This window comes from Halomonas sp. PAMB 3232, from assembly GCF_031954225.1.
Taxonomy (GTDB): Bacteria; Pseudomonadota; Gammaproteobacteria; order Pseudomonadales; family Halomonadaceae; genus Vreelandella.
The window spans coordinates 197,898-211,854 of sequence record NZ_CP134865.1 but is presented as its reverse complement, the minus strand read 5'-3'; the positions used below and the strand labels follow the sequence as shown (position 1 = coordinate 211,854).

The window sequence follows — 13,957 nt, the reverse complement described above, 5'->3', positions numbered from 1 at the left end:
ATCCATTGCCCGGCATTTGCGTCCAAGGAGTCATCATGAGCAAGTTTGCCCTGGAAGACGTGCTGAGCGTTCATCACTGGAACGATACGCTTTTTAGCTTTCGCACCACGCGCGAGCGCAGCCTGCGCTTCAAGACCGGCCAGTTCGTGATGATTGGCTTGGAGGTCAACGGCAAGCCCTTGATGCGCGCCTACTCCATCGCCAGCCCCAACTACGAGGATCACCTCGAGTTTTTCAGCATCAAGGTGCCGGATGGCCCGCTCACCTCGCGCCTGCAGCACCTCAAGGTGGGCGATCAGATCATGGTCAGCCGTAAGCCGACCGGGACACTCGTGTGCGACGACCTGCTGCCCGGGCGCAACCTCTATATGCTCTCTACCGGCACCGGCCTTGCGCCCTTCATGAGCCTGATTCAGGACCCGGAAGTGTACGAGCGCTATGAGAAAATTGTGTTGGTACACGGCGTGCGCGAAGTCTCCGAATTGGCCTACGCCGACTTCATCACCAAAGAGCTTCCCGCACACGAATACCTGGGCGAGGAAGTTGCCGAAAAGCTCGTCTACTACCCGACGGTGACGCGCGAAGAGTTTCACACCATGGGCCGCCTGACCGATCATATTCGCAGCGGCAAGATTTTCGAGGATACGGGACTTGCGCCGATCGACCCGCGCCAGGACCGCGCGATGATCTGCGGAAGCCCGGCCATGCTCGACGATACCAGCGCTCTGCTCGACGAGCTCGGCATGAACATCTCACCGCGCATGGGCGAGCCCGGCGACTACGTGATCGAGCGCGCCTTCGTCGAGAAGTAATACCCCGATAAGGCCATTAAAAAGCCCCGCTAACTTTCCGGTTGGCGGGGCTTTTTGCAAGCGCCTGGCGAGCTTAAACTGCGTCTTTACCGGTTTCGCCGGTACGGATACGAATCACCTGCTCGAGCGGCATGACGAAGATCTTGCCGTCACCGATCTTGCCGGTGTTCGCCACCTGGGTGATCGCCTCGATCACCTGCTCGACCAGCTCGTCGTCCACGGCCACTTCGAGCTTCACCTTGGGCAGAAAGTCCACCACATACTCGGCGCCGCGGTACAGCTCGGTGTGCCCCTTCTGGCGGCCAAAGCCCTTCACTTCCGTCACGGTAATCCCCTGCACGCCGATGTCCGAGAGGGATTCGCGTACGTCATCAAGCTTGAACGGCTTGATAATGGCTGAGATAAGTTTCATTGCGACATCCTTTAACTGGGTGGCCCGTTATTATCCGGGTAAGCGAAGGTCATCATGGGCCCCACGCGCCCGCTCCCCTTAAGCATACACCGCTCTTGCCAGAGAATAAAAAAGCCTCCCACGAAGGGGAGGCTTGGGTCGCTGATCCGGGTCAAGCGTGCTTACTTCTTGACGCTGAACTCCGGGTAAGCTTCGAGGCCGCACTCGGCGATATCCACGCCTTCGTACTCTTCCTCTTCGCTGACGCGAATCCCCATGATGGCTTTCAGCACCAGCCACACGATCAGGCTTGCCACGAACACCCAACCGAAGATGCCCACGATTCCGATCAGCTGCGCGCCGAAGGAGGCCTCCGCGTTGGTGAAGGGCACCGCTAGTACGCCCCAGACCCCAACGGCGCCGTGTACCGAGATCGCACCGACCGGGTCGTCCAGCTTCACTTTATCCAGCGTAACGATGGCGGCGACGACGATCAAACCACCCACCGCGCCGATGATGGCCGCACCCAGCGCCGTGGGCGACAGCGGATCGGCGGTAATGGCGACGAGCCCGGCAAGCGCCCCGTTGAGCGCCATGGTGAGATCCGCCTTGCGAAACCAAAGCTTGGCCAGGATCAGCGCAGCGATCACGCCACCGGCGGCAGCGGCATTGGTGTTGACGAATACCTGAGCGACGTTATTGGCCGAGGCCACGTCGGACATCTTGAGCTCCGAGCCGCCGTTGAAACCGAACCAGCCCATCCACAGGATGAAGGTACCCAGGGTGGCCAGCGGCATGTTGGCGCCGGGAATGGCGTGAATGGCACCGTCCTTACCGTACTTACCCTTACGCGGACCAAGAATCAGCACGCCTGCAAGCGCCGCCGCCGCACCCGCCATATGCACGATGCCGGAACCGGCGTAGTCGGAGTAGCCCACCTCGGCGAGCCAACCGCCGCCCCAGGTCCAGTAGCCGGACACCGGATAGATGAAGCCTGTCATCACCACGGCGAAGGCCAGAAACGCCCAGAGCTTCATGCGCTCGGCCACCGCACCGGAGACGATCGACATGGCCGTTGCCACAAAGACCACCTGGAAGAAGAAGTCGGAGCGCATGGAGTAGTAAGGCGCGTCTTCACCGCCGCCAAGCACCGCGTCCACGCTATTTTCAGCGCCCAGCAGCATGCCAAGGCTTGGCAAGAAGCCGCCTTCACCACTGGAGTACATGATGTAGTAGCCCACCAGTAGATACATGGTGCAAGCGATGGCGAACAGCGCAATGTTCTTGGTCAGGATTTCTGCAGTGTTCTTGGCACGTACCATGCCAGCCTCGAGCATCGAGAAGCCGGCGGCCATCCACATGACCAGCACGCCGCAGATCAAAAAGTAAAAGGTATCGAGCGCGTAGCTCAGATCGGTGACTTCGTTCATGAATCGTTCCCCGTGTTCCTGGCGTTATAGTGATTCGATCAAGACGTATCCAAATCCTGCAGGCTATACCGCGTCGGCGCCGCGCTCGCCGGTACGAATACGGATGACGTCCTCGAGCGGCGTGACGAAGACCTTACCGTCGCCGATCTTGCCGCTGTTCGCCGCGCTGCAGATGGCATCGAGCACACCGTCCAGGCGCGAGTCGTCGACCGCGACTTCCACCTTCACCTTGGGCAGAAAATCGACGACGTACTCGGCGCCCCGGTAGAGTTCGGTATGGCCCTTCTGACGCCCGAAGCCCTTGACCTCGGTCACCGTGATCCCCTGCACGCCGTTGTCGGCCAGTGCTTCACGAACGTCGTCGAGCTTGAACGGCTTGATGATAGCGGTGATGAGTTTCATCCCGGATCTCCCTGCTGGGTAAGTAGCGCTAAAATGAGCGGCGCTGGAATAAGTAGCGGCACTGCCGCCGACATTAATGCGATGCCTCGTTAATGCTCATACCGTGCCATTCACTAAAATTAACTAAAAAATCATAACTTTAAGCGACGCCTTAACGTAACGAGGCCGTTGCCCAGCGCGCCAAGGCGGTGCAGAGATAATTCACCGCACCATATAAGTGCGAATAGAAAAGCGCCTTGCCTTCTTTTGATGCATTGAAAAAGTCACTGCTTTCTCGTCTGCGAAACATGCGTATTTCGCTACGGTTGCGTATCCTTACTGCAAAGACGTACAGCGACACGTCGTTTACCTTCATGCGTTCCTCATCAGGAGAGAGTCATGGCGACCCAAGACCGTATTAGCCGCCTCGCCCAGCAAATCGGCGATCGTTTACAAAACGCTTCCCATGCGCCGGAAGACATTCAAAAAGGCGTGCAACAGGTCATGCGCGGTGCGTTTGATCGTATGGAGCTGGTCTCCCGCGAGGATTTCGACATTCTGATGGACGTGCTGCAGCGCACCCGCTCGCGGGTAGAAGCGCTGGAGCGCCAGGTGGCGAACCTGGAAGCCTCGATCGACGCAAGCCAGGCCGATAAGGCAACCCCCATGGAAGCCGAGGCCCAGACCACTCCGGCGCCAAACGAGCCGGCCCAAAAAGCCGCCAAACCGCGCGCCTCGACCGCCAAGCCGGCCAAAGACTCGAAAGGCGCTACCGGCGCAGTCGACGACCTGGGCGAATAGACCTTTAGCGTTCCCACCCAAAAAAACCGCGGGCTCAGCAGATTGATATAAAAAATGAGAACACCTATCATTGCGCTTTACAGCGCCCTTGATCGGCGTTCTCTCAATAACAATCTGCTTTTCGGATAGCTCATGACTCGCCTTGCTCCCCTAAGCGTCGCCTTCTTGAGCGGCGCTTTTCCCTTAATGACGTTTGCCCAGGCCCAACCGACCACCGGGGACGAAGCTGCCGCTCAGGACACCATGGTCGTCGTGGGGTCGCGTACCCCCACCCAGATCAGCCAGATTCCCGGCGCGGTGCACGTGGTCGAAGGCGCCGAGCTTACCCAACAGATCAACGCCGGCGGCGATTTGAAAACCGCGTTGGGCCGGCTGGTGCCTGGGCTCGATTTTGGCCCCCAGGGGCGCACCAATGCGGGGCAAAACATGCGCGGGCGTAGCGTTCAGGTGCTCATCGACGGCGTTTCACTGAACAATTCCCGCGGCCTGTCGCGCCAGTTCGACGCCATCGACCCGTTCAACATCGAGCGCGTCGAAGTGCTGTCGGGCACCACCAGCCTTTACGGCGGCGGCGCCACGGGGGGCTTGATCAATATCATCACCAGGCAGGGCGAATCCGGGCGTCCGCACTTCGAGACTCAGGCGAGCCTTACCACCGGCTTCAACACCGACCATGATCTGGACCGGCGGCTTTCCCAGTCCGCCAGCGGCGGCAGCGATACCGTATACGGGCGCATCGGTGTGTCGCTCAATGAGAATGGCCGCCAGTATGATGCCGGTGGCAACGAGATCTTTCCCGATATCGCCCAGAGCGACTTACAGGGCAACCGTAGCCTGGACATACTCGGCAACCTGAGCGTCGAGCTCGATGCGAACCAGACGCTTCAACTGACCGGGCAGCTGTATGACTCTGGCAAGGCAAACGAGCGCGGTGTTTTCTACCCCAACCTGGCCGCGCCTGCGCCGAACCTGAACGACGCCGATATCCGCGACGGCTTTACCGCCGACCGCGAGCCGCGCACCGACCGCAAGATGATCAGCGCCAGCTACCACCACGCCGACTTGCTGAACCAGGATTTCTACCTGCAGGCGTTTCACCGGGAGGAGGAGTCGAGCTTTCACCCCTTCCCCTATCGCACCCAGGGCGGCGGCTACTACTTTGCCGCCTCCCAGCAGAACACCACGCTAAGCGGATTGAAGGGGCTGTTCTCGGCGGATCTGACCGACAGCTTCAACCTGAGCTACGGCGCGGATATCGACCGGGAGTCGTTCGATGCCTCGCAAATGCGCTTTGATCGCGCCGCCAGCGACGCCACGGGCGGACTCGTGCAGCGCCGTGACAGCGTCACCCCGCGCTACCCGAGCTTCGAGGTCGACACGCTGGCGCTGTTTACCCAGGGCGAGTGGTGGGCCACGGACCAACTCCAGCTCAGCGGCGGCGTTCGCCACCAGCGCATGGACGTGGACATCGACGACTTCAACGGCGTGCCCGGCGGCTCGAGCGACTACGACGTGACGCTGTTCAATTCAAGCGCCTTGTACGATTTCGACAATGGCCATCAAAGCTGGCTGGGCTATTCCGAGGGCTTCGAGCTGCCCGACCCGTCCAAGTATTACGGCCGCGCCGGCCAGACCGTGGCGGACAACCCGCTCGACGGCATCAAGACCCGCCAGGTCGAACTCGGCTGGCGCTACCAGGGCGGCGACTGGTTGGCCCAGGCAGCGGTTTACTACGCCTGGTCGGATACCGCGATCGAGCTGGACGAGGATCTCAACATCGCTCAGGTCGACGACGACCGCCGCGACTACGGGCTGGAAGCCTCGTTAACGCGCTACATCGGCAACCACTGGGAAGTGGGCACGACGCTCCACGCGCTGGTCTCCGAGCAGAAGGTGGACGGTGACTGGCAGGATCGCGGCATCACCGTGTCGCCCTACCCCTCCCAGGATAGCCTGACCGCCCACGTGGGCTGGCAGGATCAGACGCGTACGGTTCGCCTTCAGGGCAGCCACGCCCGCGAGTACGAGGACGCCGCCGGCGAAAGTATCGACGGCTTCACCACGTTTGATCTGATCGGAAGCCAGGAGACCGATTTCGGCACCCTGAGCCTGGGGGTTGCCAACCTGACCGACAAGCAGTACTCCACCCCCTGGGGCCAGCGCGCCGTGGGCTTCTACTCGCCTGCCTATGGCCCCGAGTATCTTTACGACTACCAGGCCCGCGGGCGCACCTTTACGCTCGGCTGGTCGCTCGAGTACTAGCGCGCATCAAAAAGCGCCACGGTTTTCAGAGGTGATTGCATGCCACGCGCCGCCTTGAACGCCATTACGCCGCACACCCTGGCGCAGTGGGGCCAGCGGTTCGGCATTCGTTATCGCATCGATGACGCTCCGGGGGCCGCTGCCCCGGGAGCCGCTGCCCCGGTGGCCAGAGGCGAGGTGCACGACGTGCGCCTGTTCGATTCGCTGCACCTGACACTGTCCGATCTCGAAGTCGAGCGCGGCTATACGTCGTCATCGATTCAAGGCGTGCCCTGGTTCGTCAGCGTGGTGCTGGAAGGCGAGGTGTCGCTGACGCTGGGCCAGCAGACGCTGGCGCTGGGCGCCGGCGACGGGTTTTGCGCCCACTTCGACGCCGCCCGGCCGCTCATCGTCCACCAGCCCCGCCAGCGCCGTTTGAAAACGGTGAATCTCGCGGTGCTGGCGACCGCGCCGTTCGCGCTGCCAACGCCGACGTCAACAAGCGCGCTTCACGGCTGGGCGCTGCCGCCGCCGCTTTACCAAACGCTAACGCAGGCGGCCGGCGAGCCCGCAAGCGTTTGGCGCCAGCGCCTCGTTTGGCAGGGGCTGGCGCTGCAGCTTTTGGGCAACGCCCTTCCCGAATCCGATGAAACCGCTGCGCCGCAGCTATCCAGGCGCGACCGCGCCTGCCTGAGTGCGCTTCATGAGCGCATCCGCCGCGACCCGGGCGCCGAGTATTGCCTATCAGCGCTGGCCCGCGACGCCGCCATGAGTACCAGCAGCCTGCGTCAAAAATTCCGTCAGCTTTACGGCGACACCCTCTTTACGCACGTTCGCCGCTGCCGGCTCGATCAGGCACGGCGCTATCTCGAGCAGGGCGTTAGCATTCAGCAAACGGCCCACGCCTGCGGCTTCAAGCACGCGACCAACTTCGCGACCGCCTTCAAGCGCGCCTTCGGCGTCACGCCCCACGACGTCCGTTCGCCTCGATAGCCGCTCAAAGCGCCGCGCCTGAGCGTTCACGATCTTCCGCATATTTGTCATCGGGCATAGCCCTTCTAGCGAGCGGCATACCTTTTCTGCCCCATAAAAGGTAATAATTCTCATTACCTAAAATTTTCGCGTTCGATTCCAGGACCTATCATGCTGCCGACCCGCACGTTCATCCTCGCTCCTGTCGCTGCCGCTTTGATGCTGGCCTCATTTCAGGCCAGCGCCCAGACCACGGCCACCCGGCTCGACACCGTGACGGTCACCGCCCAGCAGGCCGCCACCAAGGTCGCCACCCCCTTTCTGGAAACCCCGCAGAGCGTTTCGACCATCACCGACGAACAGATGGAGCGCCGCGGCGTAACGACCGTTCAGCGCGCCGCCGACTACACCCCCGGCGTGTACACCAACCAGGTCGGCGCCTCCAACCGTTTCGACTACCTGGTGCTGCGCGGCTTCTCCGACGGCAGTCTGAGCAATACGTTTCTCGACGGCCTGAAGCTGATGGGCGACGCCAACTCGCATAGCTCCATGCGCGTCGATCCCTGGTTTTTGGAAAGCATCGAGGTGGTGCGCGGCCCGGCATCGGTACTTTACGGGCGCGCCTCCCCCGGCGGGGTGGTCGCGCTCAACAGCAAACGGCCCGAATTCGAGCAGGGCGGCGAGCTGCGCTTTCGCCTGGGCAATAATCAGCAGCGCAGCGCCGCGTTCGACCTGACCGGGCCGCTGGGCGACGAGCAGCGCGTGGCGTTTCGCCTGACCGGTATCGCTTACGCCTCCGACACCCAGTTCGACCCCGCCAAGGAGGAGCGCTACGCTATCGCCCCACGTTTGACCTGGGACATGACCGACGCCACCAGCCTGACGCTCGAAGCCTACCTGCAGGACGAGCCCGAAGGCGGCTACCACTCCGGCGTGCCGTTCGAGGGCTCGGTGGTGCCCCACAACGGGCGCAGGATCAGCAACACCTTCTTCGACGGCGAAGAGGCCTTCGATACCTATGAGCGCACCCAGCGGATGGTCGGCTACACTCTGGAGCACCGTTTCAACGAGGACGTCACCGGGCGCCAGCTGTTGCGCTACCTGAATTCCGACGTGGTGCTCAACCAGGTCTACGGCTTCGGCTGGAGCGCGCCGGATTCCAATGAGCTGACCCGCTACTACTCGGGCAGCGACGAGTCGCTCACCGCCTGGACGGTGGACAACCAGCTGGAAGCGGCGCTCGATACCGGCGCCGTGGCCCACCAGTTTCTGTTCGGCGTGGACTACCAGCACCGTGAAAACGAAGTCTCCTGGCCCTCCGGCGCCTTTCCGCCGCTCGATGCGTTTGATCCGGTCTACGGCGTCAACCTGGATGAGGCGGTGTTCTACGACCCGACGCGCGAGCATCACGAGATCGAACAGACCGGTGCCTACCTGCAGGATCAGGTCAGCGTCGAGAACTGGCGCTTTACCCTCGGCGGGCGCTACGATTGGGTGAACATCGACAACGTCAACCGCGACTCACAGGATGCAAGCTCACTCAGCGACACCCAGTTCAGCGGTCGCGCCGGAGCGGTGTATCTGTTCGACAACGGCGTAGCGCCCTACGTGAGCTATTCCACTGCCTTCACGCCGACCAGTTTCGTCGACGAGCGCGGCGACCTGCTCGCCCCCATGGAGGGCGAGCAGTGGGAGGCCGGCGTCAAGGTCACGCCCGAGGGTAGCCAAAGCCAGTTCAGCGCCGCTGTTTTCCACATCAGCCAGGAGAACGTGGCCACCAAGGAGCAGCCGACCGACCCCTACCGGGCCGTCGGCGAGATCGAATCTCAGGGTCTGGAGCTCGAAGCGCAGACTCGGCTCACCGACACGCTGTCGCTACAGGCGGGCTACAGCTTCACCGATATTACCTACGCCAAAAGCGATGACGGCAACGAAGGCAACAACGCCATCTATGCGCCGCGCCACCAGCTTCAGGCCTGGGGACACTACGCGCCGGTGGATGGCGGGCTCAGCGGTGTCGACATGGGCCTGGGCATTCGCCACTACGCCGACATTGCCGCTGACCGTGCCAACACAGAGAAGGTGCCCGACTACACCCTGGTCGACGCCACGGTAGGCTACGACTGGAGCCAGCAGGGTTTCGACGGCGTCGAAACCCGCCTCAACGTCAACAACGTGCTGGACAAGGAGTACGTCGCGACCTGCAACTCGCTGGACTACTGCTACTTCGGCGCCGAGCGCAGCGTGACCGCCAGCGTCCACTACCGCTTCTGATCAAGCGCCACGCGCAGCGCCCGGGCCATCGCGCTCGGGCGTTCATCGTTTCGGATTTGCAAACAATAAATATTATCGTTTAAATACCGGCTGACTTCTCGAGTGATGCCCTGCATGCGCCTTTCTCCTCTTATTGCCCGCGGCCTGTTGCTGGCCGCCAGCCTTCTGCCGGCCGGTGCCCAGGCGCAGTGGGCGACGCTTGATTGGACCATCGCCGAGACGCTGCTGGCCATCGACGCGCCGATCGAAGGCGTGGCGCAAATTCCCGCCTACCATGACTGGGTCGGCGAGCCGCGCCTTCCGGATTCGGTGGTTGATCTGGGCCTGCGCCAGCAGCCCAACTTCGAGCTGATGGCCCAAAACCCGCCGGAAGGCTTTCTGATTTCGCCGATGTTTGAAGGGCTCACGCCGAAGCTATCGCGCCTTGCGCCGGTAAGCTCGTTTGCGCTCTACACGCCAGGCGAAGAGACCTGGCCGGAGCTGCTGAGCTTCACCCGCCAGCTCGGCGAAAAGACCCACCGCGAGGCCCAGGCCGAAGCGCTGATCATCGAGACCGACTCACTGATGGAGCGCCTGAGCGAACAGACGCGCGCCACATCGCCGCTTTTGATGATTCAGTTCATGGATGCGCGCCACGTGCGCGTGTTTGGCGACAACAGCCTCTACAACGCTGTGCTCTCGCGGCTGGGCATCGATAACGCCTGGCAGGAAGCCACCAACGCCTGGGGCTTTGCGCTGACCGGCGTCGAGACGCTGGCACACTATCCCGACGCTACCCTGGTCATCGTCGACCCCGTGCCCACCGGCGTCGAGGAAGAGCTCGCGCGCAGCGGGCTGTGGCAGCGCTTGCCCGCCATCGAAGAGCACCGCGTGATTCGTCTGGCGCCGGTCTGGAGCTTCGGCGCACTGCCCTCCGCTCAGCGCTTTGCCCGCGAGCTGACCCGGGCACTGAACGACGCACCGCCACCTGTTGATTCCTGATCCCCGTTGATCAGGCGCATTGCCCAACGTCGAGCAAATGTGCCAGGTTTAATTGGCAAAAGAAAAATTAGACCGCCAACAGGGGAACGGTGATGACACTTGCCATCGTGAACACGCGTGCCGGCGTAGGGCTCGACGCTCCGGCAGTGCAGGTCGAGGTGCATCTGGCCAACGGCCTGCCGGGATTGACGCTGGTCGGCCTGCCGGAAGCCGCCGTGAAGGAGAGCCGCGAGCGGGTGCGCAGTGCGCTGGTCAACGCAGGCTTTGACTTTCCCAACACCCGGCGCATCACCCTGAACCTGGCCCCGGCGGATCTGCCCAAGGAGGGCGGGCGTTTCGATCTGCCCATTGCGCTGGGCATTCTCGCCGCCTCCGGCCAGCTGCCGGTGGAGGCGCTTGAAGGCATCGAGTGCGCGGGCGAGCTGGCCCTCGACGGCAAGCTGCGTCCGGTGCCCGGCATGCTGCCGTTTGCGCTGGCCACCAAAAGCGCCGGGCGCAGGCTGATGGTGCCCAGGGCTTGCGCGGACGAAGCCGCGCTTGCGGGTAACGGTCTGGAAGTCCTGCCGGCCGAATCACTCTGGGACGTCGTGGCCCACCTTCTGGATCAGACCCGCATCGCGCCCCACGTGCTGCCCGCCCCACCGAAAGCGCAGAACCCCGCGCCAGACCTTGCCGATGTACGCGGCCAGCACCAGGCGCGCCGGGCGCTGGAAGTGGCCGCCGCCGGTGGGCATAACCTCTTGCTGGCCGGCCCGCCGGGCACCGGCAAGACCATGCTCGCAAGCCGCCTGCCGGGCATTCTACCGCCACTTGACGAGGACGACGCCCTGCAGGTTGCCGCGGTGCGCTCGGTATGCGGGCTGGCGCTCGAGGCGGACTGGGGCCAGCGCCCGTTTCGCCAACCGCACCACAGCGCCAGCGCCGCGGCACTCGTGGGCGGCGGCTCGAAACCCAAGCCCGGCGAGATTTCGCTGGCCCACATGGGCGTGCTGTTTCTCGACGAGCTGCCGGAGTTTTCCAGAAGCGTGCTGGAGGTCCTTCGCCAGCCGCTGGAAACCGGCGAAATCCATCTATCGCGGGCGAGTCACGAGCGTCGATATCCGGCTCGATTTCAGTTAGTGGCCGCCATGAACCCCTGCCCCTGCGGCCACCTGGGCGACCCGCGAAGCCGCTGCCAGTGCACGGCCAGCCAGATCCAGCGCTATCAGGCGCGGCTCTCCGGCCCGCTGCTGGACCGTATCGACCTTCAGGTGGAAGTCCCCGCCCTGCCGCCGGAGCAGCTCACCGCCCAGACCCAGGGCGAATCGTCCGACGCGGTACGCGAGCGCGTGATGGCCGCAAGAGCGCGCCAGATGGAGCGCGGCGCGCTCAACAGCCAGCTAAGCGGCAAGGCGCTGGAAGCCGCCTGCGACTTGAACGACGAGGAGCGCACCTGGCTTGCCGAGGTGCTGGAAAAGCTCAAGCTCTCGGCGCGGGCGTATCATCGTGTGCTGCGCGTGGCGCTCACACTTTCTGATCTACAGGGCGAACCCAAGCCGGGGCAGCCGCACCTGATCGAGGCCATTGGTTACCGGCAGCTGGATCGCCTGCTGGGAAAAGGCTGAGCCACGCCTCCTGATGCCGACCACGAGAGCAGGCTCGAGGCACCTTCGTCAGCCAGCGGTATTGTCGCGGCGCCAACAACGCCCATGATCACATTCCTGGGCACGATCGCGACCCCGATCCTGGCCACAGTGAAGCCAGTCATCGCCGCGCTATCAGGAACACCGAGCGCGCCGGCCAGCGAGACCCCGGCGCGCTCGGCCAGTTCTTCGATCTGGCGGCATAAAGAACCACCTTTATTCATCCATGTTTTACTTAAGTAATTTAAGCCAAAGTTGTAATCCTGGATTCATAGCATAACCGCAACACTGTGGGCCACACGGTAGAGGCAGGAGGGTCAGCGCCGGTGCCCTCCCTGCTTTACCGACCAAAGTGAAACAGCCCTAGATACCGCAGGTGCTGCGCTTATTGCTTGAATTCAGGAGTTCAGGATTTAAACACTTGTTATAAAAAATTTCAGAATACGTAAATGGCTTTTGCCATAATGGTTGTACCATCGAAGTTATCTGTTTGCCCGTTACTATCCAGGTAAGGCGTATTATCGCTTCTGCCGCGGCGGAAAGAGGAGTTTGGCCCGCCCTTGAGACTGAGCTCAAGCCCAGGAACCGCAGTAGGGGTATAGAAAATCGCTCCACCAACTTCATATTCGTATAAATCCTGCCCCGCATATTCGAAATTGAAACCATAACGAGAGATAAATCCCAGTCTTACTTCCGGACTGTACCGGTGTAGGTAACTCATTGCTATAACGCTTTCTTGATCATTATAAAAGTCTTTAGACAAGCCATTAGCGATGTTGCTATCTTCGCCATATGAATTATTTGAAAGATTGTTTTCAAATCGACCCAAGCTACTCTCTCTTTCTGCTGACACATAAGCATAGCCTAGAGAAAAAATGCCCGAGGACAAGAAGAAGTCGGCCTTTATTTCTGCAATATAAGCATCGTCATCAAAGAACCGATTTTGATCAGACAGCGATCTATAGTTGGATAGTGCATCTACATAAATAAATTTGGCGGAGAACTTCCTACCTTCTTGAATATTACTATAACTAAAGGACTGGCTTCTTAAGTAGTCCTGACCTTCGCCGATATAGTAATGGAAAGAGTGACCATCTGTGTTATAATCAGCTGCCAAGGTATAAATAAAATCAACATCTTCATTATCTTTTGTCAGCAGACTTTCTCTACCAGAGACATTGGGGGCAGAGTAATCTGTTAAATAGCCCGCTTTAAAATTCCAATTTTCTGATTCCACTTCTGTTGTAATACCATAATAAGCGCTGGAAGTAACACTACCGTCGCGTGATACGGCACCAAAATCTTCTAGTACACGTAGCCCTTCATAGAAATAGACATTAGTACCGTTATCCGTTGAAAACGTCTGTTTTAGAAATGCCTCTGAGACCTTATCAAAGCCTTGAGCACTTCGCTGGCCATCATCGCCCACTTCAGACTGTAAAATACTTTTTGCAAAAAACGTCTCACCATAATCAATCGGCTCAACGGCAAGTAACCCAAAGTTAAAGCCATAGTGATCGTCTACGTAGACCGAATCAAAATCATACGAAGCTGACTGCACCCAGTTCAATATATCTGAGTTTCCGGCCCTATCGTAACGACCGCTTTGAACATTGTCATAAAAGTTAATAAGACCAAGCGTATGATCACTTTCTTTTACGAAGTCGATGAAATTGGCGCTCGCGTAATTGATAGGCGATAAAATGCATAGTGTGATGGCGATTTTTTTCATACGTTTCTCTTTTATATTTATTTATTAGAAAAAACAGTCACATTAAAGTCGCTATACAGCACTCAACCGATAGCTTCTGTTTGTGATTTCATGAATATTCTTGTAGGAACTTTTTACTTAGCTTTATAACTTATTAATCAGCATGAGTGGCACTCAAGAATTGAGCCGGTTTGTCGACGTTTTGTGGACGGTACTAAAAGTTGATATACCATGTTGGCTCCAAATTATTTTTTAGTGGTGCAACTGATTCAATAGCTGTTCATAAACTTGACGGTTAAGCAAGCCAGCGCATTTGATAAAAATCATGTTAGAGAAAAAAA

General features: G+C 60.1%; 13 protein-coding genes. 7 read left to right on the top strand and 6 right to left on the bottom strand.

The annotated features are described in order from the left end of the window. Positions 1-35: 35 nt before the first annotated feature. Positions 36-812, top strand: coding sequence for a ferredoxin--NADP reductase (locus tag RN346_RS00980; protein WP_263585476.1), 777 nt, complete (start codon positions 36-38; stop codon positions 810-812). 73 nt (positions 813-885) lie between these two features. Here the strand turns inward: RN346_RS00980 and glnK are convergent, their stop codons facing one another. The 4 genes from glnK to RN346_RS00960 all read right to left on the bottom strand — a co-directional run bounded on the left by glnK (position 886) and on the right by RN346_RS00960 (position 3,390). Next, on the bottom strand, positions 886-1,224 hold the full coding sequence (gene glnK, locus RN346_RS00975) for a P-II family nitrogen regulator (RefSeq protein WP_252108177.1): 339 nt from the start codon (positions 1,222-1,224) through the stop codon (positions 886-888). A gap of 161 nt (positions 1,225-1,385) precedes the next feature. After that, positions 1,386-2,633, bottom strand: a complete 1,248-nt coding sequence (locus RN346_RS00970; RefSeq protein ID WP_311961860.1) for an ammonium transporter — start codon at positions 2,631-2,633, stop codon at positions 1,386-1,388. A gap of 63 nt (positions 2,634-2,696) precedes the next feature. Continuing rightward, the gene (locus RN346_RS00965; RefSeq protein ID WP_227389981.1) at positions 2,697-3,035 is read right to left on the bottom strand and encodes a P-II family nitrogen regulator; all 339 of its coding nucleotides are present in this window, start codon (positions 3,033-3,035) and stop codon (positions 2,697-2,699) included. Positions 3,036-3,186: 151 nt separating this feature from the next. Beyond that, complete coding sequence (locus RN346_RS00960) at positions 3,187-3,390, bottom strand: hypothetical protein (protein ID WP_263585478.1); 204 nt, start codon at positions 3,388-3,390, stop codon at positions 3,187-3,189. A gap of 23 nt (positions 3,391-3,413) precedes the next feature. On the opposite strand from RN346_RS00960, the gene RN346_RS00955 reads away from it, so the two are divergent. The 4 genes from RN346_RS00955 to RN346_RS00940 all read left to right on the top strand — a co-directional run bounded on the left by RN346_RS00955 (position 3,414) and on the right by RN346_RS00940 (position 9,302). After that, a complete protein-coding gene (locus RN346_RS00955) occupies positions 3,414-3,815 on the top strand; it encodes an accessory factor UbiK family protein (protein WP_311959410.1) in 402 nt (133 codons plus the stop codon). Positions 3,816-4,001: 186 nt separating this feature from the next. After that, entirely contained in the window at positions 4,002-6,077 is a 2,076-nt protein-coding gene (locus RN346_RS00950; protein WP_311961859.1) for a TonB-dependent receptor, read from the top strand. 39 nt (positions 6,078-6,116) lie between these two features. After that, entirely contained in the window at positions 6,117-7,049 is a 933-nt protein-coding gene (locus RN346_RS00945; protein WP_311961858.1) for a helix-turn-helix domain-containing protein, read from the top strand. A gap of 150 nt (positions 7,050-7,199) precedes the next feature. Then, the gene (locus tag RN346_RS00940; RefSeq protein WP_311961857.1) at positions 7,200-9,302 is read left to right on the top strand and encodes a TonB-dependent siderophore receptor; all 2,103 of its coding nucleotides are present in this window, start codon (positions 7,200-7,202) and stop codon (positions 9,300-9,302) included. Here RN346_RS00940 and RN346_RS00935 read toward each other — a convergent pair. Beyond that, positions 9,290-9,418, bottom strand: a complete 129-nt coding sequence (locus RN346_RS00935; RefSeq protein WP_263585483.1) for a hypothetical protein — start codon at positions 9,416-9,418, stop codon at positions 9,290-9,292. The genes RN346_RS00940 and RN346_RS00935 overlap by 13 nt on opposite strands. Here RN346_RS00935 and RN346_RS00930 point away from each other — a divergent pair. Then, a complete protein-coding gene (locus RN346_RS00930) occupies positions 9,417-10,283 on the top strand; it encodes an ABC transporter substrate-binding protein (protein WP_263585484.1) in 867 nt (288 codons plus the stop codon). The genes RN346_RS00935 and RN346_RS00930 overlap by 2 nt on opposite strands. A 92-nt stretch (positions 10,284-10,375) precedes the next feature. Continuing rightward, positions 10,376-11,887 carry a YifB family Mg chelatase-like AAA ATPase gene (locus tag RN346_RS00925; protein WP_311961856.1) on the top strand — a complete coding sequence of 504 codons (1,512 nt, stop codon included), beginning with the start codon at positions 10,376-10,378 and terminating at the stop codon, positions 11,885-11,887. Positions 11,888-12,341: 454 nt separating this feature from the next. Here RN346_RS00925 and RN346_RS00920 read toward each other — a convergent pair whose 3' ends face one another. Then, complete coding sequence (locus RN346_RS00920) at positions 12,342-13,637, bottom strand: hypothetical protein (RefSeq protein ID WP_311961855.1); 1,296 nt, start codon at positions 13,635-13,637, stop codon at positions 12,342-12,344. Positions 13,638-13,957 lie beyond the last annotated feature (320 nt).

Excerpts from the sequence above, each read along its gene's own strand:
- glnK (WP_252108177.1), bottom strand. The coding sequence starts at position 1,224 with ATGAAACTTATCTCAGCCATTATCAAGCCGTTCAAGCTTGATGACGTA.
- RN346_RS00960 (WP_263585478.1), bottom strand. The coding sequence starts at position 3,390 with ATGAAGGTAAACGACGTGTCGCTGTACGTCTTTGCAGTAAGGATACGC.
- RN346_RS00955 (WP_311959410.1), top strand. The coding sequence starts at position 3,414 with ATGGCGACCCAAGACCGTATTAGCCGCCTCGCCCAGCAAATCGGCGAT.
- RN346_RS00950 (WP_311961859.1), top strand. The coding sequence starts at position 4,002 with ATGACGTTTGCCCAGGCCCAACCGACCACCGGGGACGAAGCTGCCGCT.
- RN346_RS00980 (WP_263585476.1), top strand. The coding sequence starts at position 36 with ATGAGCAAGTTTGCCCTGGAAGACGTGCTGAGCGTTCATCACTGGAAC.
- RN346_RS00940 (WP_311961857.1), top strand. The coding sequence starts at position 7,200 with ATGCTGCCGACCCGCACGTTCATCCTCGCTCCTGTCGCTGCCGCTTTG.
- RN346_RS00920 (WP_311961855.1), bottom strand. The coding sequence starts at position 13,637 with ATGAAAAAAATCGCCATCACACTATGCATTTTATCGCCTATCAATTAC.
- RN346_RS00935 (WP_263585483.1), bottom strand. The coding sequence starts at position 9,418 with ATGCAGGGCATCACTCGAGAAGTCAGCCGGTATTTAAACGATAATATT.
- RN346_RS00930 (WP_263585484.1), top strand. The coding sequence starts at position 9,417 with ATGCGCCTTTCTCCTCTTATTGCCCGCGGCCTGTTGCTGGCCGCCAGC.
- RN346_RS00965 (WP_227389981.1), bottom strand. The coding sequence starts at position 3,035 with ATGAAACTCATCACCGCTATCATCAAGCCGTTCAAGCTCGACGACGTT.
- RN346_RS00925 (WP_311961856.1), top strand. The coding sequence starts at position 10,376 with ATGACACTTGCCATCGTGAACACGCGTGCCGGCGTAGGGCTCGACGCT.
- RN346_RS00945 (WP_311961858.1), top strand. The coding sequence starts at position 6,117 with ATGCCACGCGCCGCCTTGAACGCCATTACGCCGCACACCCTGGCGCAG.
- RN346_RS00970 (WP_311961860.1), bottom strand. The coding sequence starts at position 2,633 with ATGAACGAAGTCACCGATCTGAGCTACGCGCTCGATACCTTTTACTTT.